At 68.9% G+C, this 25054-nt stretch carries 27 protein-coding genes; 18 read left to right on the top strand and 9 right to left on the bottom strand.

The genetic code is table 11. The annotated features are described in order from the left end of the window. Nucleotides 1–7: 7 nt before the first annotated feature. From ELR47_RS05090 to ELR47_RS05110, 5 genes are all read right to left on the bottom strand, one after another. Entirely contained in the window at nt 8–937 is a 930-nt protein-coding gene (locus tag ELR47_RS05090) for a hypothetical protein (RefSeq protein ID WP_130648906.1), read from the bottom strand. Continuing rightward, a protein-coding gene (locus ELR47_RS05095) for an IS3 family transposase (RefSeq protein WP_130648907.1) occupies nt 934–2093 on the bottom strand; the annotation gives its coding sequence in 2 pieces (ribosomal slippage) (nt 934–1820 and nt 1820–2093; 1161 coding nt in all). Before ELR47_RS05095 ends, ELR47_RS05090 begins: the two co-directional genes overlap by 4 nt. A 40-nt stretch (nt 2094–2133) precedes the next feature. Next, on the bottom strand, nt 2134–2850 hold the full coding sequence (locus tag ELR47_RS05100) for a hypothetical protein (RefSeq protein ID WP_130648908.1): 717 nt from the start codon (nt 2848–2850) through the stop codon (nt 2134–2136). Next, nucleotides 2847–3818, bottom strand: coding sequence for a hypothetical protein (locus ELR47_RS05105; RefSeq protein ID WP_130648909.1), 972 nt, complete (start codon nt 3816–3818; stop codon nt 2847–2849). The genes ELR47_RS05100 and ELR47_RS05105 overlap by 4 nt, the downstream gene beginning before the upstream one ends. Nucleotides 3819–3956: 138 nt before the next feature. Continuing rightward, complete coding sequence (locus ELR47_RS05110; protein ID WP_130648910.1) at nt 3957–4733, bottom strand: hypothetical protein; 777 nt, start codon at nt 4731–4733, stop codon at nt 3957–3959. Between the two features lie 182 nt (nt 4734–4915). On the opposite strand from ELR47_RS05110, the gene ELR47_RS05115 reads away from it, so the two are divergent. From ELR47_RS05115 to ELR47_RS05165, 11 genes are all read left to right on the top strand, one after another. Beyond that, nucleotides 4916–5443, top strand: coding sequence for a hypothetical protein (locus ELR47_RS05115; protein ID WP_130648911.1), 528 nt, complete (start codon nt 4916–4918; stop codon nt 5441–5443). A 125-nt stretch (nt 5444–5568) separates the two neighbouring features. Then, nucleotides 5569–5964 (top strand): hypothetical protein, encoded by a 396-nt coding sequence (locus ELR47_RS05120; RefSeq protein WP_130648912.1) that lies wholly within the window; start codon nt 5569–5571, stop codon nt 5962–5964. Nucleotides 5965–6163: 199 nt separating this feature from the next. Next, nucleotides 6164–8200 (top strand): type I restriction-modification system subunit M, encoded by a 2037-nt coding sequence (locus tag ELR47_RS05125; RefSeq protein ID WP_130648913.1) that lies wholly within the window; start codon nt 6164–6166, stop codon nt 8198–8200. Beyond that, nucleotides 8197–9405: a restriction endonuclease subunit S domain-containing protein gene (locus ELR47_RS05130; protein ID WP_130648914.1), complete on the top strand. Its 1209-nt coding sequence runs from the start codon at nt 8197–8199 to the stop codon at nt 9403–9405. Before ELR47_RS05125 ends, ELR47_RS05130 begins: the two co-directional genes overlap by 4 nt. Before the next feature lies 1 nt (nt 9406). Continuing rightward, the gene (locus ELR47_RS05135) at nt 9407–10246 is read left to right on the top strand and encodes a restriction system modified-DNA reader domain-containing protein (RefSeq protein WP_130648915.1); all 840 of its coding nucleotides are present in this window, start codon (nt 9407–9409) and stop codon (nt 10244–10246) included. Beyond that, a complete protein-coding gene (locus ELR47_RS05140; RefSeq protein ID WP_130648916.1) occupies nt 10246–10872 on the top strand; it encodes a hypothetical protein in 627 nt (208 codons plus the stop codon). Before ELR47_RS05135 ends, ELR47_RS05140 begins: the two co-directional genes overlap by 1 nt. Before the next feature lie 4 nt (nt 10873–10876). Continuing rightward, the gene (locus ELR47_RS05145; protein WP_165403858.1) at nt 10877–13927 is read left to right on the top strand and encodes a type I restriction endonuclease subunit R; all 3051 of its coding nucleotides are present in this window, start codon (nt 10877–10879) and stop codon (nt 13925–13927) included. After that, complete coding sequence (locus tag ELR47_RS05150; RefSeq protein WP_130648918.1) at nt 13917–14618, top strand: hypothetical protein; 702 nt, start codon at nt 13917–13919, stop codon at nt 14616–14618. Before ELR47_RS05145 ends, ELR47_RS05150 begins: the two co-directional genes overlap by 11 nt. Then, nucleotides 14618–15022, top strand: coding sequence for a hypothetical protein (locus ELR47_RS05155; RefSeq protein WP_130648919.1), 405 nt, complete (start codon nt 14618–14620; stop codon nt 15020–15022). The genes ELR47_RS05150 and ELR47_RS05155 overlap by 1 nt, the downstream gene beginning before the upstream one ends. Nucleotides 15023–15125: 103 nt before the next feature. After that, nucleotides 15126–15494, top strand: a complete 369-nt coding sequence (locus ELR47_RS05160; protein ID WP_130648920.1) for a hypothetical protein — start codon at nt 15126–15128, stop codon at nt 15492–15494. A gap of 133 nt (nt 15495–15627) precedes the next feature. Then, complete coding sequence (locus tag ELR47_RS05165) at nt 15628–15879, top strand: hypothetical protein (protein WP_130648921.1); 252 nt, start codon at nt 15628–15630, stop codon at nt 15877–15879. On the opposite strand, the gene ELR47_RS05170 is transcribed toward ELR47_RS05165, so the two are convergent. Both ELR47_RS05170 and ELR47_RS05175 read right to left on the bottom strand, forming a co-directional pair. Then, entirely contained in the window at nt 15856–16395 is a 540-nt protein-coding gene (locus ELR47_RS05170) for a DUF5615 family PIN-like protein (RefSeq protein WP_165404192.1), read from the bottom strand. The genes ELR47_RS05165 and ELR47_RS05170 overlap by 24 nt on opposite strands. Further along, a complete protein-coding gene (locus ELR47_RS05175) occupies nt 16392–17030 on the bottom strand; it encodes a DUF433 domain-containing protein (RefSeq protein WP_130648923.1) in 639 nt (212 codons plus the stop codon). The genes ELR47_RS05170 and ELR47_RS05175 overlap by 4 nt, the downstream gene beginning before the upstream one ends. A 111-nt stretch (nt 17031–17141) precedes the next feature. Here ELR47_RS05175 and ELR47_RS05180 point away from each other — a divergent pair, with 111 nt between their 5' ends. From ELR47_RS05180 to ELR47_RS05205, 6 genes are all read left to right on the top strand, one after another. Continuing rightward, nucleotides 17142–17978, top strand: a complete 837-nt coding sequence (locus ELR47_RS05180) for a hypothetical protein (RefSeq protein ID WP_130648924.1) — start codon at nt 17142–17144, stop codon at nt 17976–17978. Between the two features lie 628 nt (nt 17979–18606). Further along, nucleotides 18607–20322 (top strand): S-layer homology domain-containing protein, encoded by a 1716-nt coding sequence (locus ELR47_RS05185; protein WP_130648925.1) that lies wholly within the window; start codon nt 18607–18609, stop codon nt 20320–20322. Nucleotides 20323–20539: 217 nt separating this feature from the next. Next, on the top strand, nt 20540–21067 hold the full coding sequence (locus ELR47_RS19090; RefSeq protein WP_130648926.1) for a gas vesicle protein: 528 nt from the start codon (nt 20540–20542) through the stop codon (nt 21065–21067). Then, nucleotides 21060–22025, top strand: a complete 966-nt coding sequence (gvpJ, locus tag ELR47_RS05195) for a gas vesicle protein GvpJ (protein ID WP_130648927.1) — start codon at nt 21060–21062, stop codon at nt 22023–22025. Before ELR47_RS19090 ends, gvpJ begins: the two co-directional genes overlap by 8 nt. Next, nucleotides 22006–22326 carry a gas vesicle protein GvpK gene (gene gvpK / locus ELR47_RS05200; protein ID WP_130648928.1) on the top strand — a complete coding sequence of 107 codons (321 nt, stop codon included), beginning with the start codon at nt 22006–22008 and terminating at the stop codon, nt 22324–22326. Before gvpJ ends, gvpK begins: the two co-directional genes overlap by 20 nt. Further along, nucleotides 22323–23159 carry a GvpL/GvpF family gas vesicle protein gene (locus ELR47_RS05205; RefSeq protein ID WP_165403859.1) on the top strand — a complete coding sequence of 279 codons (837 nt, stop codon included), beginning with the start codon at nt 22323–22325 and terminating at the stop codon, nt 23157–23159. The genes gvpK and ELR47_RS05205 overlap by 4 nt, the downstream gene beginning before the upstream one ends. Here the strand turns inward: ELR47_RS05205 and ELR47_RS05210 are convergent. Next, on the bottom strand, nt 23145–23384 hold the full coding sequence (locus ELR47_RS05210) for a hypothetical protein (protein WP_130648930.1): 240 nt from the start codon (nt 23382–23384) through the stop codon (nt 23145–23147). The genes ELR47_RS05205 and ELR47_RS05210 overlap by 15 nt on opposite strands. A 361-nt stretch (nt 23385–23745) precedes the next feature. Here ELR47_RS05210 and ELR47_RS05215 point away from each other — a divergent pair, with 361 nt between their 5' ends. Continuing rightward, nucleotides 23746–24102, top strand: a complete 357-nt coding sequence (locus ELR47_RS05215) for a hypothetical protein (protein WP_130648931.1) — start codon at nt 23746–23748, stop codon at nt 24100–24102. Between the two features lie 97 nt (nt 24103–24199). Here the strand turns inward: ELR47_RS05215 and ELR47_RS05220 are convergent, their stop codons facing one another. Further along, nucleotides 24200–25018, bottom strand: a complete 819-nt coding sequence (locus tag ELR47_RS05220) for an inositol monophosphatase family protein (protein ID WP_130648932.1) — start codon at nt 25016–25018, stop codon at nt 24200–24202. Nucleotides 25019–25054 lie beyond the last annotated feature (36 nt).

Here is a 25054-nt window from a genome sequence, read left to right on the forward strand (position 1 = left end):
GGAGATCTCATGTCCGCGGCTGGGGAGAACTGCTGTCCACCACCGGGGAGGTCTCACGTCCGCCACCGGGGAGATCCCGATGTCCGTTGACACCAAGGCAGTCGCCTCGGAACGCGTCGCGGCGGAGGTTGCCGACGGAGGCGTCCTTGAGCGTGCCGAAGAACCCTTCGACCCGGGATCGGCGTGCGTAGGACACCTCCCAGTCGTGACTGCCCCAGTAGTGCTCCTGCTGAAGCTTGGGCTGAAGGTCCTGGTGACGCAGGGTCACGGTTCGCTGCGTGCAGACCTTCGGGAGTGGCGAGAGGTCTGCCGGTCCCTCGACGACAGGTAGGCCGAGGGGGGTCGCGGCCTCGACCGTTCCAGGTCGGAGCTCGCACCCGAGCTTTCCGGCGGCCGCCGGGCACCCCCAACGGCTGTCGAGCGGGTTGCCGTTGCCCGGTCCGTGCCGTTCGAGCGCGAACCTCTGGCGAAGCTCGATCTGCTCGCGGAACAGGTTCAGCTTCGCCATCCGGTCGTCGTAGCGGGCGTCAGCACCGTCCGGGCCACAGAGCGACCTCGGGCGCTTCTCGGCGGGGCCAGGCCGCGCAAGTCGCCCGAGGTGCTCGGGAGTCGACGGGCAGTGGGGTACGCCGGCGGCGACGCGGGCGTTGTCCGCGTCCTCGAACCCTGTGCAGTCCTCGCTGCGCAGGTCGAGCACCTGGCGGACCCCACGCTTGCGGAGTTCCTCGGCCCAGCGCTCGTTACGCTTGTAGCTGTAGTGGCGGTCGACGATGAGTTCGGTGACCTCGCTACCGGCGGCACGCATCCCGTCGATCATGGCCAAGGTGGAGCGAACGAGATCCGTAGATGCCGGGGTGAGGTCCAGATACTCGAGCAGTAGCGGTTCGGACTCGTGGGTCTGCCCAGACTTTGGTTGACGGCGGTTGTGCGGGGTCATGCTGCGCGAGCAAGGTCAGTGTTGCCGATGAGGGCTTCGAACTCGACCGGGGTGAGACGGCCAAGTGCGCGTTGCCGACGGCGACGGTGATAGGTGCGTTCGATCCAGATGATGACCGCGAGGCGCAACTCCTCGCGGGTGGTCCAGGTGTGGCGGTTGAGGACGTTCTTCTGCAGCAGCGCGAAGAAGCTCTCCATCGCGGCGTTGTCGCCCGCGGAGGACACCCGGCCCATCGATCCGATCAGCCCGTGGGCCCGCAGGGTTCGCTGGTAGCGGCGTGATCGGAACTGACCGCCCCTATCGGAGTGAACAACGACGGTGCCGGTCGGTCGGCGTCTGGCGATCGCGGTGCGCAGCGCCGCGTCGGCCAGCTGAGAGGTCATGCGCGGCCCGATCGCATACCCCACGATGCGGCGGGAGCAGACGTCTTTGACCGCGCAGATGTAGAGCTTGCCCTCACCCGTGGGGTGCTCGGAGATGTCGGTCAGCCAGATCTGATCGGGCCGCTCGGCGTGAAAGATCCGGTTGACGTGGTCGTCGTGGACCGGCGGCCCGGGGGTCTTGCCGGACCCGCGCTGCTTGCGCAGGATGGACGAGGCGACCTTTTGCAGCGAACACAGCCGGTGCACCCGGTTCTCCGACGCGACGTGGCCGGCGGCTTCGAGTTCGTCGGCGATGAACCGGTAGCCGAACTCGGGATCGTCGGCGTGGATGTCGATGATGGCGTTGATCAGGTGGGCGTCATCCCAGTCACGGTTCGAGATCGGGTTGGCGCGCCACTTGTAGAACCCTGCGGTGGAGAAGCCCACCACCCGGCAGGTCACCGTGACGGGGATCCCGTCGTCGGCGAGGTCGAGGACCAGCGGGTAGGTCATTTTGGGGCCGCATCCTTGGCAAAGTACGCCGTCGCGCGACGCAGGATCTCGACCTCTTGCTCGAGCACCCGGTTGCGACGCTTCAACGCGTTCAGCTCGTCCTGGGCAGCGGTGGTGGTGCCCTCGGTGATGCCGTCGTCGACGTCGGCCTGCTTGACCCAGCGCTGGACCGAGTGGGTCGAGATCCCGAAGTCTCGGGCGATCTCCTCCTGGGTCAGGCCGCTGGTGCGGGCGACCGCGACAACGTCACGCTTGAACTCGGGCGGGTAGTGCTTCGGCATTGCGACATCCTTCCCGTGGACCGTCGGCCCACGTTAGATGTCAACCAAAGCCGGGGCAGTCCCCGTAGCCGGTATCGAGCCTCGGTGCGCGCACCATCCCGTGCATCGAGTAGCCGAAGAAGGCCTCGCTACCTCCGGCCTTCTTCGTCTTGCGCCCCCACGCGCCGTCGGGGTCGACCGACCTGCGCGCCTGGGCCTTGCGGACCTCCTCGACGGTGATGTCGTCTTCGAGGTACTCGGGACGGTCCTTCACCGCCTTTGGCACCTTGCGTCCCTTGTTCCAGGCCCAAACGCCGGTCTCGTCGACGCAGTAGGCGCTGGAACCGTCCGGGCGGGTCGGCAGCGTCGCTCGGATGATGCGGTTGACGACGTCGAGCAGCGCATCCTTGGTGGCAGGCTCGATCGCTTGCCCATCTGCACGGCAACGCTTCCGAAGGAGCCGGGTGAAGTTGTAGAGGTGGTCCTGCGTCAGGCAGACGCGAGCCACGCGGGGCCCGTCCTCGTGACGGTCGGCCACGGCGACGCCGAGTTCGACCATGGCGAACGGCGGGATCGCCGTCGTGAGTACGGCGTGGACGTCGTTGTAACGCATGCTGCCGTTGGTCTGGATGCTCAGCAGGCTGCCGATCAGGAACGTCCGCGGAGACAGATTTCGCCGCCCCTGCTTGGCCGGGTAGCAGAAGGCTTCGAACCGCTCGGCGGCCCCGTGGGCGTCTACGAGGTGGCAGGCGACGAGGTACTGGCCGATGGTGATCATCGGTCGCTCTCCTGCTCGCGCAGGTAGCGGGCGATGTCCACGAGTGTCTGCACGGACTTCAGCCCGGCGATGTCGAGAAGGTCGAGCAACGGAAGGTTGATCTGGATCAACTCCGCGAGGTAGGTCGCCCGCAGCCGGGTCTGCTCGACGTGCGGGCACGTGGAGGGGATGACCGCCTGAGCCACAACCCGGTTGACCACGTCCTTGCGGTCCTCGTTGCGTCCGATCACCAGATCGTTCGGGCGAAGTCCCGTGAGCCCGTCTCGCACGAGATCGACGTACCGATTCCGGACCGGAACGATGCGGGGGCGGCGACCCGACACGTGCACGTCGAGCTGGTTGGTGTCCACCTCGACGACGTGGCAGCGACGCAGTGGCTTGATGTCGGTCGAGTCGAGCCCAGCGCCGAGACCGAGGCCGACGACGGCGCACATGCTCTGTCGCCGGACAGCCGTCTTCTGGTTGCGAGCGACCCGGACGATCGTGGCGGCCTCGGCGGGGAGATACGGCGGCTTCACCCGTGGCCGCGCGATGGGTTGGGCGCGTCTGATGCCGTCGTAGGCCGGGTTCGCCTGCTTGGCGATCTCGAGCAGGTCGCTTCGCAGGTCGGCGCGGGACGCGTCGCTGAGGTGTGCGCACCTCGGCGAGGCGATGAACGTAACGATGCGTCCGACCGTGAGCAGCAGCTCCGGCTCGAGTGACAGGCCGTGTTCGTGGCTCCACGCCGCCAGCTGCGCGACGTACTGGCGCTGTTGGCGGAACTTCTCCGGGCCGGTGGTGGTGGTGCGCCGCATGATCTCGTTCATGGTCGGCTTGACCGACTGGTAGGTCTGCGGTGCGATGCTTGCCGGGGTGTATCCGTCGAGCAGCAGCTGCAGTTCGCGCGGGAGCTGCCGGCCCTGGTGGCGGCTGTTGATCTCCTGCGCCAGCCGTCGGACGGCAGCCTTGCTGACCTTCTTGTTTGTCACGTCCAACTCCTGTGTTCGGTGGACGTGATGGACCGTGAGGACGTGCTTGGTGCGGGCATTCGCCCGCACCGAACGGGTCCTGGGTGTGCGAAAGATGCGCGCCCCCGCTGAGCGGGGGCGCGACCTGGATGCGTAGGTTCAGAAGTGGCGCAGTGCAGCGCGGCTTGCGCGCCCGTCGGTGGGGAGGTGGTCACGCAGTCGGTCGATCTCGGCACCCGTCAGACCGATACTCACCGCCTCGAACAGCGAGGTCCGCCGCATGATCGCGAAGGTCCAGGCGCGTCGCAGCTCAGCCGCGTCCAGTGGCGGCAGCCGGTGCTCGCGCAGCCACCCCTTTGCTTCCTTCCACGCCGCCTGGTCAAGACCGTGCTCGAATGCCTCCGGCTCGATCACACCGCGCTCGTGCAGGGTGATCGCGCACTCGAGCGCAGCCGCGATGTGGTCGGGGGCGTGAGCCGCGGCGGCACGAATGGCCGAGAACTCGGGTGGGCCGTAGGGGACCGGGGTCCGGGCACCCGACTGGTCGGTCCGGTTCTTGCGCCGCGAGCCGTCTTCACCGTTCAAGGTGCGCTGGAGGCGGTGCAGTGCCGAGAGGTGATTGCGCAGGCTGTTGTCCGACCGGCCCTGGCGGCGCCAGGTCACGGCGAAGCGCTCGACCCATGAGCCGGTCAGCAGCTGCGCGAGGCTGGCGTCCGGCAGCTGCGGCGCAGCCCACGCCATCAGGGCCACGGCGGCGCCCAGCAGTGCGCGGGCATCGTCTTCGTCCGCCGGAGGTGCGGCGGCGACGAGGGCGATGACCTCACCGCGACAGGCGGTCCAGTGCGGTTCGGTGAGGCAGCGCGGCCGGTAGCTGGTCAGCAGCTGGCCGATAGCGGTCGGGAGCGGATGGAGGGCGGGAGCGTGTGTGGTGTCCATACCGATCACGGTCCGCCGAGCTCGAGAGCGTGCAACCGTCCCGGCCCGCGACCGTGGGTGTGAGCCGCCCAGTCGAGAATCGCGTCCACGGCTCCGGGAGAACGGCAGCCGGCTTGTTGTTGCCGGCTGCGGGAAGTCGGCACGTCGTCACGGTCTTGCGGTTCCACCGACAAGGAGACGACATGTTCAACGTCAACAACGCCCCCGTCAGCCACGCTGAGCTCGAACGCTTCACCCAGCTCGTCGCCAGCTCGGTCGACCGTTTCGGGTCCGACCCTGCCGAGTACGACATGGCCATCGCCGTGGACGACCGGGGCGACGCCCTGCTGCTGCCATGTAGCCCGCAGACGCGAGCGGCCATGACCGCCAAGCTGGACCAGCTGCTGGCAACCCCACGCAGGATGGCGGCGATGGTCTCGCTGATGGGATGGTCTCCCGATGCCTCGCCGACGGTTGCCGCATGGGTCGTCGTCGCGGTCGGACGCGGCAGCCTGCCGGCGCTCGTCTGCGTCCGTCGACTCGAGCAGGACGACCGGTGGACGCTGCTCAACATCAGCGACATGCCCTGGCTCATCCTCTCCAGCGCAGCCGGCCTGAGGGCAGCCTTGTCCGGCCAGCCGCTGCGTCTCAAGGTCGCACGTACGAAGGCGCTGTTCCAGCGGCCCGACCAGGTGCCGAACCCGCCTGTCGACGAGCGCGGAGCACTCTGACCAGCCGCAGCCCCGCTGCCGCGCCCACCTGACCGGACACGCGTGCGTGCACGGTCGCGCAGGGAAGCTTCGCCGAGCGGCTGTGAGGCAACGCCGCGCCACGGCCCGTACGGGCCGTGGCGCGATTGCATCTCGACAGGAGCCACGGACGGTTCTCGACGCAGCTCACCAACGAGGCTGCAGACCGACAGCTACCGGAGACAAACGACGTGATCTTCCTACTTTTCGACAACTACGACGACCCGTTCGACGACCCGTCCGAGTGGACCTGCTACCGGCTCCGAGTGCCCGGCCGATGGACCTCGCTCGAGTTGGCCCTACGGGCAGCGGCCGAGCGTGCGCTCCAGTTCGCCGGCGACTCCGCGGCCGGCGTCTACGCCGTCGACGTCTCGATGCACCGCGAATCGGAGGGGGGTATGACGGTCGCCAGCATCCACGTCTGGCACGACCATGCCGCTGGGGACCCTTGGATCCCAGCGCTACGCACTCATCTCGATGTCGGCGAACCTCATCACGGCTGACACGCAGCGTGCTCGTCCGGCGTAGCGAAGAGGCGATCCACCTTGTCGCGGCCGGTTGCCCCTCGGCTGACAGTGGACACCCTGACCGCCCAAACACGGTTCCGGCCCACCGACGGCCAACGCCTACAGTGGCGTTGGCCGCAGGCTGGCCAGCTGGGACAGCGGGGGCGGGGTGCAGTCGGCAACGCGAGGAGTAACAGTGGCGGCGTACACGCATGGGGAAGCGGTCGGGCTGATCTGGGCAATCGCAGACCTGCTGCGAGGGACCTACAAGGCTCACGACTACGGCGACGTCATCCTCCCGCTCGTGGTCCTACGTCGTCTCGACCAGGCGTTGCTCGACACCAAGCAGGCGGTGCTCGAGCGCGACACGAAACTGGCCGAGCAAGGCATCGAGAACCGCGAACCGGTCCTCCGGTCCGTCTCAGGCCGGTCGTTCTACAACACCCACCAGCTGACCTTCGACCGGCTCATCGACGACGAGGACAACGTCCCGGCCAACTTGCGTGCCTACATCGAGGCGTTCTCGCCCAACGCCCGTGACGTGATCGAGAAGTTCGGGTTCGACACGCAGATCGACAAGCTGCACGGCGCCAACCTGCTCTACCCGATCCTCGCCCGATTCGTTGACATCGACCTGCACCCCAACCGGGTTTCCAACCTCGACATGGGCTACCTGTTCGAGGAGCTCATCCGCCGGTTCGCTGAGCAGTCCAACGAGACCGCAGGTGAGCACTTCACACCCCGTGAGGTCATCGCGCTGTGCGTCGAACTTCTCGCGGCAGCCGACTGGGACCGGCTCGCCCAGCCTGGCGCAATCGTCACCATGCTCGACAGCTGCGCCGGCACCGGTGGTATGGCGTCGGTGTTCGAGGAGCACCTGCGGTCGCGCAACAGCCAGGCACGGCTGATCCCACACCTGCAGGAGATCAACGACGAGTCGTACGCCATCTGCAAGGCCGACCTGCTCATCAAGGGGCAGGATGCCGACAACGTCGCGTTCGGTAACAGCCTCACCGAAGACGCCTTCCCGACGCTCGCAGCCGACTACGCCATCACCAACCCGCCGTTCGGGGTCGACTGGAAGGGCTACGCCGCCCCGCTCGAGCGCGAACACGCCGAGCTCGGTCACGATGGCCGGTTCGGACCGGGCCTGCCCGCCAAGGGCGACGGACAGCTGCTGTTCCTGCTGCACCTGCTGTCCAAGCTCAAGCCCTACGACCACGCCACCGGCACCGGCGGCGGACGGCTCGCGATCATCATGAACGGCTCGCCGCTGTTCTCCGGCGCTCCCGGCGGTGGCGAATCGGAGATCCGCCGCTACCTGATCGAGAACGACCTGCTCGAGGCAATCGTCGCGCTGCCCGACCAGCTGTTCTACAACACCGGCATCTCGACCTACATCTGGATCATCACCAACCGCAAGGCACCCGAACGCACCGGGAACGTCCAGCTCATCGACGCCCGCCAGCAGTTCCGCAAGATGCGCAAGAGCCTCGGCGCCAAGCGCAACGAGCTCGCCGATGAGCACATCGAACGCATCGTCGCCCTCTACCACGGCCTCGACGCCGATGGGGAGCAAGCCAAGCTCATCCCCAATCACCGGTTCGGGTTCCGCCGCGTCACCATCGAACGACCGCTACGGGCCCGCTACGAGGGGGGTGCTGCAGCCGTCGAACGGCTCCGCACCTCACCCGACTGGAACGCCGCACAGGTCCGCAAGTCCGACGCCGACCGCGCCGAGGACATCCTGGCCGGCATCGAACAGACCGTCGCCGACCTGCCGGCGAACGGGCTCACCGCGGCCGACGCCATCACCCGCGTCAAGAAGGCCGACGGCTTCACGGCACTGCTGAAAAAGGCCAAGGACGCCATTGCCGCCGCGCTCACCGTCCCCGACCCGGACGCTGAGCCAGTCGTCGACGCCAAGGGCCGTCCGCAGCCCGACCCAGACCTGCGCGGGCAGGAAGCCGTCCCGCTGCCAGACACCTACCAGCCCGACGACGACACTATCGACGTGCTCACCGACGGCGTCGATGACCACCTCAAGGCCGAGGTCCTCCCACACGCCCCCGACGCCTGGGTCGACCACACCAAGACCAAGCTCGGCTACGAGATCCCCTTCACCCGCATCTTTTACCGCTACCAGCCGCCCCGCCCCCTCGCCGAGATCGACGCCGATATCAAGCAAGTCGAAGCCGAAATTTTTCAGCTTCTCGCCGAGGTCACCGAATGACCGCCACTCCGACGGTCCCGCTGGGACATCTTGCACTTGTGCGACCGAGCAGCGTCGACAAGGTTGCCAACGAGAGCGAGACACCGGTGCGCCTCTGCAACTACACCGACGTTTACTACGGCGACCGCATCACGAACGAGCTGTCGTTCATGCAAGGCACAGCCACAGCTGGCGAGATCAGACGCTTTGAACTACAGCGTGACGACGTCCTCATCACCAAAGACTCCGAGACCGCAGACGACATCGCAATCGCCGCCTGGGTCGCCGAGGACCTCCCGGGAACGGTGCTCGGGTACCACACAAGCCTTCTCCGTCCACGCGCAGGAATCGACGGTCGGTTCCTCTACTGGGCCCTCCAGGCGCATCCACTGCGCGACTACTTCGAACAGCACGCCCGCGGCGTGACGCGGCACGCCCTACGACAGCAGGATGTGACCCAAGCGCCCGTCCCGCGCCCTTCGCTTGCCGTGCAGCGGCGCATCGCGGATTACCTCGACACCGAGACCGCCAGCATCGATCGGCTGCTCGAGAGGAACGCAGACCTGCAACAACTGGTCTTGGAACGCCTTGAGGCGTTCATCGAGTACCGGATATGGGGATCCAGCCCCGAGTTGGTGCCCCTGCAGTACAGAACTACACGGCTCACGGTGGGAGTCGTAGTCCGTCCCGCAGAGTTGATGGCGCCGGCAGGGCCGCCGTTTCTGCGAGGCGTCAACATCGAACGCAACCACGTTCTGCCGAGCAATCTGGTCCACATCGACGCGGACGCCAACAAGGCGAACTCCAAGAGCATGCTTGAGCCCGGCGACGTATTGATGGTTCGTACGGGAGATGCTGGCGTTTCCGCTGTCGTCCCTGAGTGGGCGATCGGAGGCAACAGCTCAGGTTTGCTGCTCATCCGTCCGGATCGTCGCCTCATTGATCCCGTCTTCTTGGCTTACACGTTGAACTCCGGCCTTGCAAGGGAACACATCCGCTTGCGTACTCAGGGGGCCATTCAGCAGTCGTTCCCGACCTCCGAGTTGGGGGGGATCCCGGTCCCGAACATCCCGCTTGAGGCTCAGGGAGCTGTTGTCGAAGAGGTCTCGTCCCTGGCGGCTCGAGTCCGGGACGGTGTTGATCGACTCCGGCGTCAGGCCGAACTGCTTTGGGAGCGTCGCCGCGCCCTGATCACGGCGGCGGTGACGGGCGAGTTGGAGGTGTGAGGTGGCGGTGACGGGGGATGCGTTGCCGGTGACGGCGCTGCTTGCGTCGGAGCCCGGGGTGCCGGTGGTGGTGTTCGATTCGAACGCGGCGCTGCGGATGGCCGTGGTGGACCGGCAGTCGGTGCATGGGGTGGACGAGTCGTGGGACGCCCCGGGGGTGTACCTGCTGCTCGATCCCGTGGCGCTGGACGGGGCGTTCGGTGTGTACGTGGGGAAGGCGCCGGCGGGCCTACGAACGCGGCTGAAGCAGCACCTGAAGGGCAAGGACCACTGGGCGCGGGCGCTGATGGTGGTGCGGGACACGACGCACGGGTGGCACTCGGCGCAGGTCGGCTGGCTTGAGGGCCGGCTGTACGACCTGCTTGATGGCGCGTCGCTCGCCAAGCTGTCGAACGGGAACCGGCCGCAGGACGAGACGCTGCCGGCCTACGACCGGATCGCGTTGGAGGCGGCGGTGACGCCGATCTCGGCGGTGATGCGGTTGCTGGGTTGTTCGCCCGATGCCTTCGACGAGGACGCGCCGTCGGAGTCACCGGTGCGGCCCGCGCCACGTCAGTACAACGTGACGATTGCGGACCTCGTCGCCGCCGGTGACCTCGTCGTAGAGGAGCGTGTGAGCTCGACGCAGGCATCAGCCCCGGCGACGGCGGTTGTCGGCAGCGACGGCGGCCTGACCATCGACGGGCAGCGGTTCGCAACACCGTCGGCGGCCGGGTCGCACGTCCGGGCCGGCAAAGCTACCAATGGGTGGGCGTTCTGGGCGGTCGAACGGGACGGGACGACAGTGCCGCTTGCCACCGTCAGGGCGCGCTACCTGCGGCGGGTCACGGAGACAGGCTGATGGCAATCAACATGAGTGCTATTTCGTCGGGGCCGAGCCCTGACGAACTGCGCCAGTCGGTGGCATGGGCCGGTGCATATCTGGACATGATCGGGCGTGAAGGGGTGCGACGCTTCCTTGCCGGCGACCAGCACAGCCCGCCGCACACGGACGTGCCGCCGCCGGCGGCCCTGCTCGCGACGGCGCATCGGTCGGGTGGCCCGGCGGATGCGCTGGCCATCGCCGTCGTGGCGCTTCGGGTTACGACCGGGATGGCCTGGCGCTGGATCGGCGCCCGCTACCTGATGGTCGACTGCCCGTTGGCACCGGACCTCGAGGACCTGCGCGGCGATGGCAAGAAGGTCACGGGCAAGCCGTACGCCGAGGCTGCACGCGATGCAATGACGCAGCTCGTGAGATCAGCCAAGGCGGTCGGGAACGACCTCGCGCCCGGGAACGCACCAGGTCTCGGCTTCGACGACATCGCGCGACGGTGGGACGTTTCCGCCGACTTGATCGGTGCGACCGTCGGTCCCGGAGCCGCCCGCTGGCTGCCACCCTCGGCGACGCAGACCCTGACTCACGGCAGTGGACGCTACTTCCGAGTCGTGGCCGAACATGCTGCCTGGTCTCGGGCGGAGGTCTGAAGGCATGCCGATGCACGACGAGGGACAGTTCCAGCGCGACATCGCTGTCGAGATGGTCGCGGGCTCAGGTTGGCAGCAGCGTCCAGCGGCCGAAGTCGACCGGGCGACGCGGCTGCTGGTCGACGACCTGGTCGGCTATCTCGAGGCGACGCAGCCGGCGGCGGTCGAGAAGTTCGCGTCGGTCGCCGGCGCTGGCTGGCAGCAGCAGTTGGCGGACATCGTCGCCAAGGACCTCGACAAGGAACCTGGTCGGGCGCTCGGGCTGCTGCGTGGCGGGAAGAAGGTCCGGGGCGGGGCGCGGTTCTCGTTCTGTCAGTTCAAGCCCGCCAACGATCTCAACGCCGACCTGGTCGCCGCCTACGAAGCGAACCGGCTGACGGTCGTGTTGGAGGCACCGGTCCGCAAGCCCGACGGCACCTGGGGCGAGGTCGACCTGGCGCTGTACGTCAACGGGATCCCGGTCGCGGACGCGGAGTTGAAGAACTCGCTGACGGGCCAGTTGGTGAAGCAGGCGGTGCGCCAGTACCGCCACGACCGTGACCCGTCCGACACGCTGCTGGGGTTCCGGTCGGTGGTGCACTTTGCGGTCGACACCGACGCGGTGATGATGGCCACCCGCCTGACGGGGCCGACGACGAGGTTTCTGCCGTTCAACCGCGGCTCGTCGCCCGATGGGGCCGGCGGCGCGGGGAACTACGACCCGGGCGACGGGTCGCACAAGACGTCCTATCTGTGGCGGCAGGTGTGGCAGCGGGACAACTGGCTCGATCTGCTGCACCGGTTCGTGCACGTCACCCCGGCCGATCCGGCCGACCCGGGCTCGACGACACGGATGATCTTCCCGCGGTTTCATCAGTGGGACGCGGTCCGCAAGCTCGAAGCGCACGCCCGCACCCACGGAGCTGGCCAGTCCTACCTCGTCGTCCATTCGGCCGGATCGGGCAAGTCGAACACCATCGGCTGGCTCGCTCACCGGCTGACCGGGTTGACCGACCCGGCCGGGACGGACCGGGTCTTCGACAAGGTCATCGTGATCACCGACCGGCGGGTGCTCGACGCGCAACTCTCGGCCACGGTGGCGCAGTTCGAGCACGCGTCGGCTGCTGGGAAGGTCGTGTCGGTCGACTCGTCGCGTGAGCTGGCGGATGCGCTGTCGCGTCCGTCGACCCGGATCGTGGTTTCCACGTTGCAGAAGTTTCCGTTCGCTGCGCAGCTCGAAGCGATCCGCGACGCCGGCGGGGGCCGGTACGCGGTGCTGATCGACGAGGCGCACTCGTCGCAGTCGGGGGAGTCGGCCAAGCAGCTCAAAGAGGTCTTGCGGCCGGCGGACCTCGGCGCGGGTGAGGAGGTCGCGCTCGCGGCGGAGGAGTGGGCGGTCTACGACGACGCGGACCCGGTCGCTGAGGCGGTGGCGGCGTCGGCCAAGGCGCGGGGGCGGCCGGACAACGTGTCGATGTTCGCGTTCACGGCCACTCCGAAGGGTAAGACGCTCGAGCTGTTCGGAACCCGACATCCGGACGGCAAGCTGCGACCGTTCCACCTGTACTCGATGCGGCAGGCCATCGAGGAGGGATTCATCCTCGACACGTTGCGCAACTACACCACCTACGCGACGTTCTGGAAGGTCACCACCGAGTCGGGCGCCGAGGTCGAGAAGTCCAAGGCCTCCTCGGCGGTCACCAAGTACGCGGTTCTGCACCCGGCGATGATTGCCGAGAAGGCCCAGGTCATCGTCGAGCACTACCGGCAGCACGTCCGTCACCGCATCGGCGGGCAAGCCAAGGCGATGGTGGTCACACGCAGCCGGCTCGCTGCGGTCCGCTACAAGCAAGCCCTCGACCGCTACATCGCCGAGCAGGGCTACGACCTTGGCGTCGTGGTTGCCTTCTCCGGCAAGGTCCAAGACCCCGACGCGCCGGAGGTCGAGCACACCGAAGCGTCCATGAACGGCTTCGGTGAGACTCGGACCGTCCGCCGCTTCGACGGCGATGACATGCACCTGATGGTCGTGGCCGAGAAGTACCAGACTGGGTTCGACCAGCCGAAGCTGCACACGATGTACGTCGACAAGAAGCTCGACGGCGTCGCCGCGGTGCAGACGCTCGGCCGGCTCAACCGCTCCCGCGATGGCAAAGACGACACCTTCGTCCTCGACTTCGTCAACGACCGCGACGACATCGCCGCCGCGTTCGAGCCGTTCTACGACGGCCCCGTCGGCGTCCCCACCGACGACCAGACGCTGTATGAGGTGTGGCAGCGGCTCGAGGACCACCACGTGCTCGACGAGGCCGACCTCGACACGTTCGCGCAAGCCTGGTTCACCTCCACCCCTGACGACCGCACCGCCCACCCGCTGCTGCACGCCGCGCTCGCCCCAGCCGAAGGCCGGTTCGAGGCACTCGACGAGGAACAGCAGGAGACCTTCCGGACCGCGCTGGCGCAGTTCACCCGCATGTACGCCTTCCTGGCTCAGGTCCTGCCTTACGCCGACGAGGAGTTCGAGAAGGCCTACCCCTACGCCAAAATGCTGCTCCGGCGCATCGGCGCCCGCGCCGGCACTGCGCTGGACCTGTCCGACGAGCTCGAGCTCACCCACCTCAAGCTCGCCGAGCGCGGCACCGAGGACATCCACCTCGAGGGCGGCGAACACGACCAGACTGCCTTCACCGGCACCGGCCAAGGCAGCCTCACCGACGACGAGGTGGCCCTGCTGTCCGAGGTCGTCGACGCGATCAACGACCGGTTCGGCGCTGAGGTCACCGACGACGACAAGATCTTCTACCAAGCTGTCGGCGAACGGATGTCGGCCAACCCGGAGCTGCAGCAGCAGGCCGCCGTCAACGACGAGCAGACCTTCCAGTACGCGTTCAACGACGCGTTCATGGAAGCCGTCATCGACGCCATGGAGCACAACACCGACCTCGGCAAACGCCTTCTCGACGACCCCGCCTACGCCAACATCGTCAAGACCTGGATGCTGCGCTACGTCCACCGCCGTGCCGCCGAACGTCACGACACCCCCGAACTCGACCTTGAGACTCCTCATGGACGTTGACGACACCACCCGCGCTGCTCTCGCCGACGCGTTCGAGTCGTTCTGCCCGGCTCCCGACGGGTTGCAGATCCCCGACGGCTACCGCGACTCCGGGCTCGCCGTCGTCGACGCGGTCTTCTCGATCCAAGCCCGCTACGAAGGCGTCACCCGCGTTGTGTCCAGCTACGCCGAGTGGGCCGACCTGACAGAAATCGCGCCTCTTCCCGTCGAGCGAGACGCACCTGACCATCACGACGTGTCGATGTTGGCGAACCGTCTCTCCGCGGTGAGCGGCGAAGCGGCCGCGAACGACGTGTTCGACAACCGCTCCGGGACTCACCGTCTCAAGGCGGAACTCGTGATCGACGCGGCGCAGGCACTCGTCGCCGCAGGCGTACGGCGACGCCAGGATGTCGCGCTGACCCCGAACGACGAAACCTACGAGACCCAGAAGCTCGCATGGACCAGTGTCGATGGCCTCGGCCCCGTGACCTTCGAGTACTTCCGGATGCTGTGCGGCGCCGAGTCCAGCAAGCCAGACGTCATGGTCATCGCCTGGCTCCACGAGGTTCTCGGACAAGACTTCGGCTGGCGTGACGCGCTTGACCTGATGAGCGCGCTCCGCGACGAGCTCACACGCCGCTGGGGGGTCGACGTGTCCCTGCGCGCCGTCGATCACACCGTCTGGCGCCACCAGTCCGGACGCGCGTGATGTCCCGCCCATCTGCACCGGGGCCGGTGGAACGCGCCCTTCGCGACCACCTCGCAGCCGGCACGCAGCTCCAAACGCCGACCGGCGCCATCTTCACTCTTGCAACACTCGATGAGCGCGGCATCGTGCTGCTGCTCGGTCAAGGACAGTCGCACACCCGCCTGCCCTGGGAGGCGCTCGAGGAGATCCCCGGGGTCTTCGACGGTCGCGGCTGGCTGCTCACGACGGGGACCTTCGACACCGAGTCCGAGAAGGGCTCCCTCAGCGCCCACCTGAAGCGCTACGTGAAGCGTGAGACCGCGAACTGGGTTGCTGTCGTCCTCGAGGAGGCAGGTGTGCTCGAGCTCGACCGGAGCCGACCCGTCCGGGCCCGGTTGCGCGACGACTTCGTCACCGGACCGTAAATCTGCAGTGCGGCCCGAGCCGTCGACCCGAGCGCCGGCGGGTCACGTCACAGCCCGCAGCGACACTGCGCCACGACAGGGCGGTGCGGGAGGGACCGGGTCGATGAACGAAGAAGCGAGCGAGGCGCCAACCCTCGAGGAGGCGGTGCAGCGCATCGCGATCTACGCCGAGCGCATGACGCAGCACCACGAGCGGCAGGGGTTCGGTGAGGCCCGCAGCTGGCGCGTGGTCGTCCACGAAGCGCGACGAGCCCTCGGACTGGACCCGGTCCTCACCGCGCCGGCGGGCGAGCCACTCGAGCGCCGGCCCGACAACGACGAGCTCGAGCGGCTCATCCGTCGCAGCCGGCTCGTACGCCAGGGCAGCACCGACCTCGCGCTCGACCCGCTCGACGCACACGGGCTCCTCGGGCAGCTCGCTGCCGAGCTGTTGCTGTGGCGCCACAGTCACCCGACCGACCTGCCCGGTTGACGTAAGGCTGGATTATCGGGGCGCACCCTCCACACTCGCTGGGGCGCCGCACAACCTGACCCTCCGCACCGACAGGCGGGCCGGATCCTTTCCATGCCAGCCGATCGTCGATGCGCCGAGAGGAGACGACGCCGTGAACCACCTCTTCACCATGAGCAAGCTCACCGACGGACAGGTCGCGGCGCTCTACGCCCTCGCCGAGAAGTGCAAGGTCGGCATTGTGCTGTGGCAGGACACTCCCTCGCCTGTTCGAGCCCCGTCCACCTGGGGCGGCCAACGGCGGCGTCTTGCGCATCGTCCGGTTCTTCTGGCACCTCCGGGCGATGCGGTAGCGTCGCTGCGCTTACCCGACGATCGCAGGCTACAAGCCTTCAGTTGCGGATGAGCCGGCATCATTCTGGAAGAGACCTCCGTCGGCTGCAGGTCGTTGCCTTCGCATCTCGCGACGCCGCCTCTTGCCCCGCTCCAAGGCCCGGCGACGAGCGACCTCCAACGGGATGGCTTCGCAGCTGGTCTTCCTCGCCACGATGCACACAGGTCCGTCGGCGTCATCAAGCAGATGTTGCCACGCGTTGATCTGGCTGAAGCAGAGGACCACCATCGCCTCGCGCCTGAGGTCCTTGTCCCGTGGGTCCAGCCAGACGACCGGTGCGGACTCATCTGCGCAGAGCACCAGCATGTCGTGGTTCTGGGTGACGATCACCTGATTGGTGGCCTGAGCCTGACGCAGAACCGTCTCGTCGTCGGAGCCACGGACAGGTTGACCCTCGGCTCCCACGTGCGAGACGCGCAGCTTCAGTGCCGCGAGCGCCTTGGCGACCAGGGGGCTGGCCTGCTCGTCGAAGAGCAGGCGGGTTCTGTTCCGGGGTGTGGGGGCCAGTCCGGCAACCGATCGACTCAGGCAGCAGCCAGTTGGTGCTCGTAGGCAGCTGCCGTCAGGACAGTTGCGACGTCCAGTTCGTAGTTGTCGGCTACGTCTTCCGGCGACTCACCCAACGCCACCGCTCGCGCCAGGACTTCGGTCGGCACCCGCGTGCCGTCGATGCAGGCGGAACCAGCCTGTACTCGCGGGTTCAGCCAGACACCCTTGCGAGGGCGCCAGATGGCCGCGAAGTGGTCGTCGCCGTACTCGACCTGCTTGAGGGCCGGAAGGACGACTTCAGGGAACGCTCGCTGCCCACCCCGACCCACGTCGACCCACTCGCCGCGAAGGCGCGCGAAGAATGCCCGTCCCATGGTTGCGATGTTGTCGCGCAGTTCCTCGCGCGCCAAGGGGCGATCGGTCCCCAGCTCCGCTGAGAGCGTGGCTACACCGTCGGCCAACTGTTCATTGCTCACCTGTCGCTCGACGAGCTTGGCGACGACGAGCAGGCTGATGAGGTCGTGGAACGTGAACAGGGGGTCGAGCGCGGGTGGAACGATCGCCGCGCGGGAACGTGTCGGCGTTGACCACCTCACGACCCGATCTGGATCAACGCCGAGCAGGTGTGCGACCTCGACGAGGTCGTACATGCCACGGTTCAGGTACTTCCCCATGAACTCCACCCTACGGCAGCCGCAAGGAGTCGGCGCACCATACGGTCACGAGTGACACGCAGGCTGCTGATCGATTCGAGAAGGCTAACCGGGCGACCGGCGGGGGCGCGCATGAGTGATCAGTTCCCGTTCGGCGCTTCGTCAACCAGACGCATCAGCCGACTGCCGAAGCAGGCACCAGCGGCGGTCGCCGTAGTCGGCGTCTACCCGAGCGCGCTGCACGTGCGGTGGGACCTACCGTCATGGGCCACCGAGTCGCACGGTCTGCCAGTTCGCGTTGGTGCACTCGCAGTCGATGTCGAACCCACTGTGTTCTGGGACGGGGTGAACCCCGACCCGGTGCCCCTCGTTGCGGACTGGCAACAAAGGGTCGGCTTTGTGCCCGGGGACGAACCGGGGCAGCACGGGCACGTTCGCGAGACGATGAACGGCACTTCGGGACGCTCCGTCGTCGACAGAGTCCTCGGTCCCCTGGGCGTCGACTCGCAACGAACGATGTTCACCGACCTCATACCCCGCTTCTTTGTGAAGTCAGGTACCGGCGGCCGCGCCGAGCAAGCCGACCGCATCCGCGACGTGTACGAGCCGTTCGCCGTGTTGGCCGGCCTCCCCCCGGCGAACCTGCCGGCTCGCCCGACACCGCGCCAACTCGTCTCGACGGTGGTATCCGAGGAGCGAGGCCGACTGCGGGCTGAGTTGACTGCGACCGACGCGGCGACGGTCGTGTCGCTGGGCAGGGAGGCACAAGCCGCCCTGCGCCAGATCGTCGATGGTGCCGACGGGGTCCCGGCGCGCGGCCTTCGCCTCGAGGGCTACGGCCAGCCCGGCACCTTGCGCGTCGGTGAGTACCGCGCACGGTGGTACGCGCTCACCCACCCGGGCAACCGCTCTGCCGAGTGGCGACGGGTCCACAGCGACTGGGAGCACGCGGTGCGGCCGGTCGGGTGACTGCAACTGTTCGTTGAAAGGCCGTGTGATGAATGCGGGGTTCGGCGTGTGGAGGCCCCCCGGCACCACCTCGGAGACACCTGCCCTGTGATCCCGTAGCCATGGCTGCGGGCTTTCACCGAACACCCCACCGCGAGACGTTCGACGGAGGGTGCACCTCCCCGGACGCCTCCCAAGCTCGTGTGATGAACGCGCCTCCGGATCGGCCACCAAGGGCCGCGCCGAGGGGACGGGCGACCGACCGCCGCTCCACCAAGGGAGCGACGGAACCGGGTCCTGTCCACGCCTCCATCGCACGGAACCAGGGCGCGATCGACGCCTGCAGAGACGAGACCCCGCCGAGTATTCGGCGGGGTCTCCGTCGTGTCGAGGTGCGGTCCCAGACCGCGCGGCCGCGTTGCTGAACCAGCCGCACGTCGACATCGGGGCCATCGAGGTCGACTCGTGCGTCGACGGTCTCCGCTGACCGATCGTCTGCGTCCTGGAGGCCGGCCGACGACCTCGGAGCGCGTCCCGCGCGCAGGTCAGCGGCCGGGGGTCGGACCGGCGGATACCGGGCGGTCCGCCGCTTAGGGTCCGCGGCGCATCGACCGCACCGGCGGCCGAGCGATCAACGGGGGAACGCCGCATGCGTCCGCACCGCCGCCTGTCCACCGCCACCGCCGTGACGCTCGCGGCCGCCTCGTTCTTCCCGACCGCCGCGGCTGCCGCGGCACCCGACCCGGCCACCGCAGCGATCACGGCCACGTCGACGACCGCCATGGCGGTCGCCGCACCGAGCGTGACGATCCCGGGTGCCGACCGACGCGGGCCCGACACCTGGGCCCTGCCGGTCGACGCGTCGACGACGCTCGGGATCACCGGGTTGACCGACCGTTCGGGTGCGCCGCTCGACGGACGCGTCGACCTCGTCGTCGACGATGTCACGCTCGATCGTGCCGCGTTCGCCACCTGGCTCGTCCGTGCCTCGATCACGGCCGGCATGATCGCTCCGGACGACTTCCCGAGCCCGGCGCAGGTCCGGGAGGTGCTCGGGCGGTACGAGGACCTCGACCCCAGCCATCCGGTGGCCCGGGACCTGGCGTTCGTCATCGACCGGCAGCTGATGAGCGGCCAGGGGGACGGGACGTTCCGACCCGAGGGGGCGGTCACCCGAGCGCAGGCGGCGACCATGCTGCGGCGCATGCTCGAGACCGTACGACCGTTGCCGGACGTGGCTGGTGGTGTCTTCGAGGACGTCCCGGTCCACAGCGCCCAGGCTGCCAACATCGATGCGCTCGTGGCGAGCGGCGTCATCGTCGCCGACGGACCCCGGTTCTTCCCCGCGAACCAGGTGAGCAGCGGCGCGATGACCGCCTGGATCCAGGGCATCGGCTCCGTCATCGATGACCCCGTCGACGCGGGGCCACGAGAAGATCTGCGGTCGGGCACCGCGCTCGCCGGGACGGTCGGCATCGAGCTCGACCACACCGATACCCAGCGCGGCGGCACCCGTGGGGTCGGGCCGCACGAGTACCAGGTGGTCGCAGCGGGCCTTCCCGCCACCAGCTTCACGGTGGTGTGGGAGGGCACGGGCCCATCCCCGGCGCGCTTCACCACCGTGCCCCGTGCGGTCACCATCTCGCCGTACGCGGACCTGTCGTGGGAGGCCGATGCGGCGGTCGCGACACTGAGGTGCCGGTTCGGGACGTGGGAATCGGCGTGTCCCGCATCGGCCCGGTACGGCGGGCTCCCGGTCGGTGACCATCGCTTCGAGGTCCGCGGGTACGCCGCCGACGGCCGACACCTCGTGACGCTCGTGCACCGCTGGACCATCAGCCCGCCGTTCGACGTCCTCGCGGAGGTCGACCTGACCGACGTCACGGGCACCCACGCGGACAACATCTTCCGCGTCGCCGGCGCACGCATCGCCGCGGGCTACCGGGACCGCACCTTCCGGCAGGACGAGCACGTCACGCGAGCCCAGATGGCGAGCTTCCTGCACCGGGCGTTGGAGTTGCCGGCCGGGCCCGCCGGACGCTTCTCCGACGTGACCGGTACGCACGCCGCGGCCATCGACGCGGTCGCCCACGCCGGCATCGCACAGGGCTACGAGGGCGGCACCTTCCGTCCCGACGCCGCCGTCACCCGCGGCCAGATGGCGGCCTTCCTCCAACAGGCCTTCCAGTACCCGGCCGGGCCGCAGGTCTTCCGCGACATCCGGGGGACGACGCACGAGAACGCCATCCGGGCGATCGCCGCGGCAGGCGTCGCCCGAGGATACGAGGACGGCAGCTACCGGCCCAACACCCCGGTGACGCGTGGGCACATGGCGACGTTCCTGCACAACGCCATGGATCGCTGACGCGACCGTCCGCCGCTCCGCCGAGGGGGCGACGGGAGCGGGTCCTGTCCATGCCTCCGTCGCACGGAACCACCCGCGCGATGCGACGCCTGCAGGGACGAGACCCCGCCGAGCACTCGGCGGGGTCTCGTCCTGCCGCAGGAGCGATCGTTCCGCATGTCGGGACCGGCCGTTCGTGCACGGTCTCCGGTTGTGGCCTGTCCCGGGGACCGCGAGGATGGGTCGCGAACGTCCGGCGTCGCAGGGGCGCCAGTCCGCCACCTTCCGGGGAGAGTGCGTCGTGGTCAACGCCGCCGTCCAACCGCACCGAGACCGTGAGGGGAGCCTGGTCCACGTCATCGAGACGTTGCTCGACAAGGGCCTGGTCCTCAACGCCGACATCATGGTGTCGGTGGCCGGCGTCGAGTTGCTGGGGGTGAAGATCCGTGCGGCCCTCGCCTCGTTCGACACGGCCGCCCGCTACGGGCTCGAGTTCCCCTCCGGGACCAACACCTCGACGCTGGCCTGGCAGGAGACGCTCATCGCCAAGGAAGCGTGCCCCGACTGCGGCAAGCGGGTCCCCACCGAGGAGCTGCTGCGCGAGTCGTGCCCGTGGTGTGGCTGGCAGAGCGCCCGCGCCCTGGCCCAGGGACAGGCGTCGACGCCCGAACTCGACGAGGGCGGGGACCGCGACGCCGAGCGTACGACGTCGGACGACCGTGGCGCACCGCGCGAATCGGCCGCAGGCGCCGAGCAGGATGGATGAGCCCGCTGCCCTCGAGCCGACCCGCGACGTCCGGGCCACGCTGCCCGAGCTGATCGAGGTCCTGCTCAACCGCGGTGTCTACCTCGACCTCGACCTGATCATCGCGGTCGCCGACATCCCCCTCATCGGCGTCAACCTGCGCGCCACGCTGGCCGGTATGCAGACCATGCTCGACCACGGGATGCTGCGCGACTGGGACGCCGCCACCCGCGAGTGGGTGCGCCGCTCGAGCATCCAGGACGTGCCGTTCGAGGACGGCGAGCAGCTGGCCGTGCACATGACCGGCTCCTACCTGCAGCGCGACTTCGCCGAGATCTGGCGACCCGGCAACCTCTACCTGACCGACCGGCGCCTGTTCGCCTTCCGGCGCGAACCCCGCGAGCTGCTGTGGCAGGCACCGCTCGAGGCGATCCGGGACGTGCGGCTGCAGATGCAGCGCACGGTCGGCGGAGAGCCGCGCCCCCGACTCCGGCTCGAGCTCGCCGACGACGACCATGCGCTGCTCACGGCCGCCGATCCGTTGCGGCTGTACACCGGGCTGCGGGTCGCCCTCGAGCGTCATGGCGTGGCGCTGCCCGAACAACCCATCGAGATCGCCGAGCAGGACGAACGTCCGCTGCTCGAGGGGCACGTCTGGTACCAGGAACCGCGCGTAGGGGCGCCACTGTGGCGCGGCGGGACCGGGCGGATCAGTCGTGACGCCGTGCTCAGTTGGATCTCGCCGCACGACGCCCGCGCCGCCGTCGTGGTGCGTCGGGAGCAGATCCGCGGGGTCGAGCTGGTGAGCGACCGGACCCCGACCGGGTCCGGACGGGTGCTCGTCGTCCACACCGACGGCGGCAGCATCCGGCTGGCACCCTCGGACCCACCCCGCTGGCAACAGGCGGTGCGTGCCCTGGCGGCACAGGACGTCCCGGCGGTCGACGCAGGAGAAGGCGATGGCGCTCACAGTCGATGAACAGAGCCTCAAGCACGGGGTGCTCTCGCTGGTGGTCACGCTGGTCGAGATCATCGAGGAGGCGCTCGAGTCGCAGGCGCTGCGGCGCATCGAGCACGGCGACCTGACCGAGGAGGAGCAGGAACGCCTCGGCAACGCCCTGTTGGAGCTCGAGGAGGCCCTCGAGGAGCTCAAGGCGGATCACGGCATCACCACCTCGGTGGCCGACCTGCGTCGGGGCCTCGACGACGTCGTGGACGAGGTCATCGACAAGCTGATCAATCCGCAGCGTTGGGCCGAGGAGAGCGAGCTGCATTCGTGAGCGCAGACCTGTACGTCTACGCGATCGTGCCCGGTCCGCTGCCCGACGTCGACGACGTCCCCGGCCGCGGGATCGACGGGGTCGAGGTGGTCGCCGTCGAGGGCCCGCACGGGTTGGTCGCGCTGGTCGCCGAGAACGACACCGGTCCCTACCAGGGGGCCGACGACGACGTGCGGCGCTGGATCGTCGAGCACAGCGAAGTGATCGAACGGGCCTGGGACGCGATCGGCACGGCCCTGCCGGTCACCTTCAACGTGCTCGTCCGTGGCGACCAGCAACCCGCCGTCGAGCGGCTGCTGGCGTGGCTCGACGAGCAGGGTCCGGAGCTGCGCAGCCGGCTCGAGGAGTTGCGCGACCGGGTCGAGCTGCGCCTGGAGCTCAGTCTCGAGCGGGCCACGGTCGCCGCGGACGCGCCGGAGGTCGTGCGTCTGCAGCAGGAGATGGAAGGCAAGTCGGCCGGCGTGCGGCGACTGCTCGACAAGCGGCTCGACCGACTCCGGCGCCAGGTCGCCGACGAGATCGCCGACGCCTGGTACCCGGAGGTCCGACGGCGGATCGTCGCCCTGGTCGAGGACCTCGACGAGGCCCGGCGTACGACCGCACGTGACGGCGAGGTGGCGGTGCTCGCGGCCTCGCTGCTCACGCCGCGGGACGGCGTGGACGTGCTCGGACGGGAGCTGGCCCGCCTGCAGGAGGAACAGCCTGCGGCGCAGGTCCGCTTCCTGGGGCCGTGGCCGCCGTACTCGTTCGTGGATCTCGCGGGGCCCGGAGCCGACGACGCCCCCGACGAGGCCCAGGCGCCGGAGACACGCCGCGACTCACCGTCGGTGTAGGAACACCCAGGCGCATCCGCCGATCCCGGCCACCGCGAGCGCTGTGCCGAGCAACGCGAGCCGTCCGGCCACCACCAGCGAGTCGGGGGTGCACGCGCCGGCCCGGGTACAGGGATCGAGCAGGGCCGCCGCCGCGGCGGCCACGACGGCGATGCCACCGGCGAGGACCAGCCCCCAGCAGGCCCACATCGCCCGCGACGGGAGTGCGGTCACGTCCTCGGTCACGCCCGCTCCTCGGCCGCCCGAACCTCGACCGCACCGTACCGATTCGCCGCGGGAACGCCTCGGCCGCCGAATGCCAGCAGGCGTGACGTCCGGTGGGGCGTGGCCCGGCGGCCATGGCCGCCCGTCCGGAGTGGCGGGGTATCAACGACCGCGGTCGTAGGTCAGCATGGGGGTGCCGAACGGGGGCTCCCGCTTGCTGTCCGACCGCGCTCCGGCGGACACGGCCCCCCGGCCACCGCCCGTACGCGGGCCAGTGGCCGGAGGGTGGCGGGGATGCGATGCCCTCACCGTCCGGTGAGTGACGCTTCCCCCAGCACCCCGGCCGCTCCCGGCTGGGACCCCTGACCAAGGAGAACACCAGATGCTGCTCCGCAAGCGCTTCCTGTCGATCGCTGCCGTCGCTGGTCTCGCACTGGCTGGCGCTGCCTGTGACGATGGCGGTGACACCGGTACCGACACCACGGACACCACCACCGACACCGGCACCGACGACACCATGACCGACGACACCATGACCGACGATGGTGCGACGGACGACACCATGACCGACGATGGTGCGACGGACGACACCATGACCGACGATGGTGCGACGGACGACACCATGACCGACGATGGTGCGACGGACGACACCATGACCGACGATGGTGCGACGGACGACACCCTGGAAGACGACACCATGGGTGACGACACCATGGACGACACCGAGACCGAGGGCTGAGCAGCACGCTCCAGACCTGACGACGGCACCCACCGCCTCACGGCGGTGGGTGCCGTCGTTGCGTGGAGCCGTTGCCGTGCGGTCTGTGTGGGCGCGCTCAGTCGGGCAGGAGCCGGCGAGCCAGTGCGCGCACGGCGTCGGGATCCGCACCCGCAGCCGTCTGCGCGTGCATCCGGGCGTGGTCGTCGCCGGCGCGCAACGGGAGCAGCTCGTCACCGTCGAGGGTCACCACCGCGCCACCGGCCTCGCGGACCAGCAGCATCCCCGCGGCGACGTCCCACACGTGCGGGATGGCCGCGACAGAGGCTGCGGCGACGCCTTCGGCCACGACGGCCAGGTCCAGGGCCGTCGACCCCATGACGCGCGGATTGAGGGCCAGGCCGGCCCCTCGTGCCCGACGGGCCGTGCCGGTCGTCAGCATCACCGGGACGTGCCCCTGCGACGCGTCGTCCCAGGCCACCGGTCCGCGGACGCGGACGGTCTCGCCGTCGCGGGTGGCCCCCTCGCCGCGGACCGCCTCGTAGCGGCGACCGAGCGCGGGCGCGTCGATCGTCGCATACACGACCTCGCCGCCGTGGGTCAGGGCGACGGACACGCACCACCACGGCAGTCCTGCGGTGAAGTTCGACGTGCCGTCGATCGGGTCGACGACCCAGCACCACTCGGTGTCCGGGACGACGGTGTCGTGCTCCTCGCTGAGCACCCCGTGGTCGGGCAACTCGCGCTCGAGCACCGTGCGGAGCCGGTCGTCGACCTCGTGGTCGAGCGCGGTGACCGGCGTGCCGTCGTCCTTCGCGGTGGGCGTGACCCGGCCACTGGCACGGCGCAGTTCGTCGGCGAGCCCGTCGAGCGCCGGATGCAGCAGTGCGCGCGCGCGGGCGACCTCACGGCGCACTTCCTCGGACAGCGTCGGCACACGGCTCCTCGGACGCGTGAGGGCGACACCCTATCG

Origin of the sequence: Egicoccus halophilus (genome assembly GCF_004300825.1) — a bacterium.
In the GTDB taxonomy this organism is placed as follows: Bacteria; Actinomycetota; Nitriliruptoria; order Nitriliruptorales; family Nitriliruptoraceae; genus Egicoccus; species Egicoccus halophilus.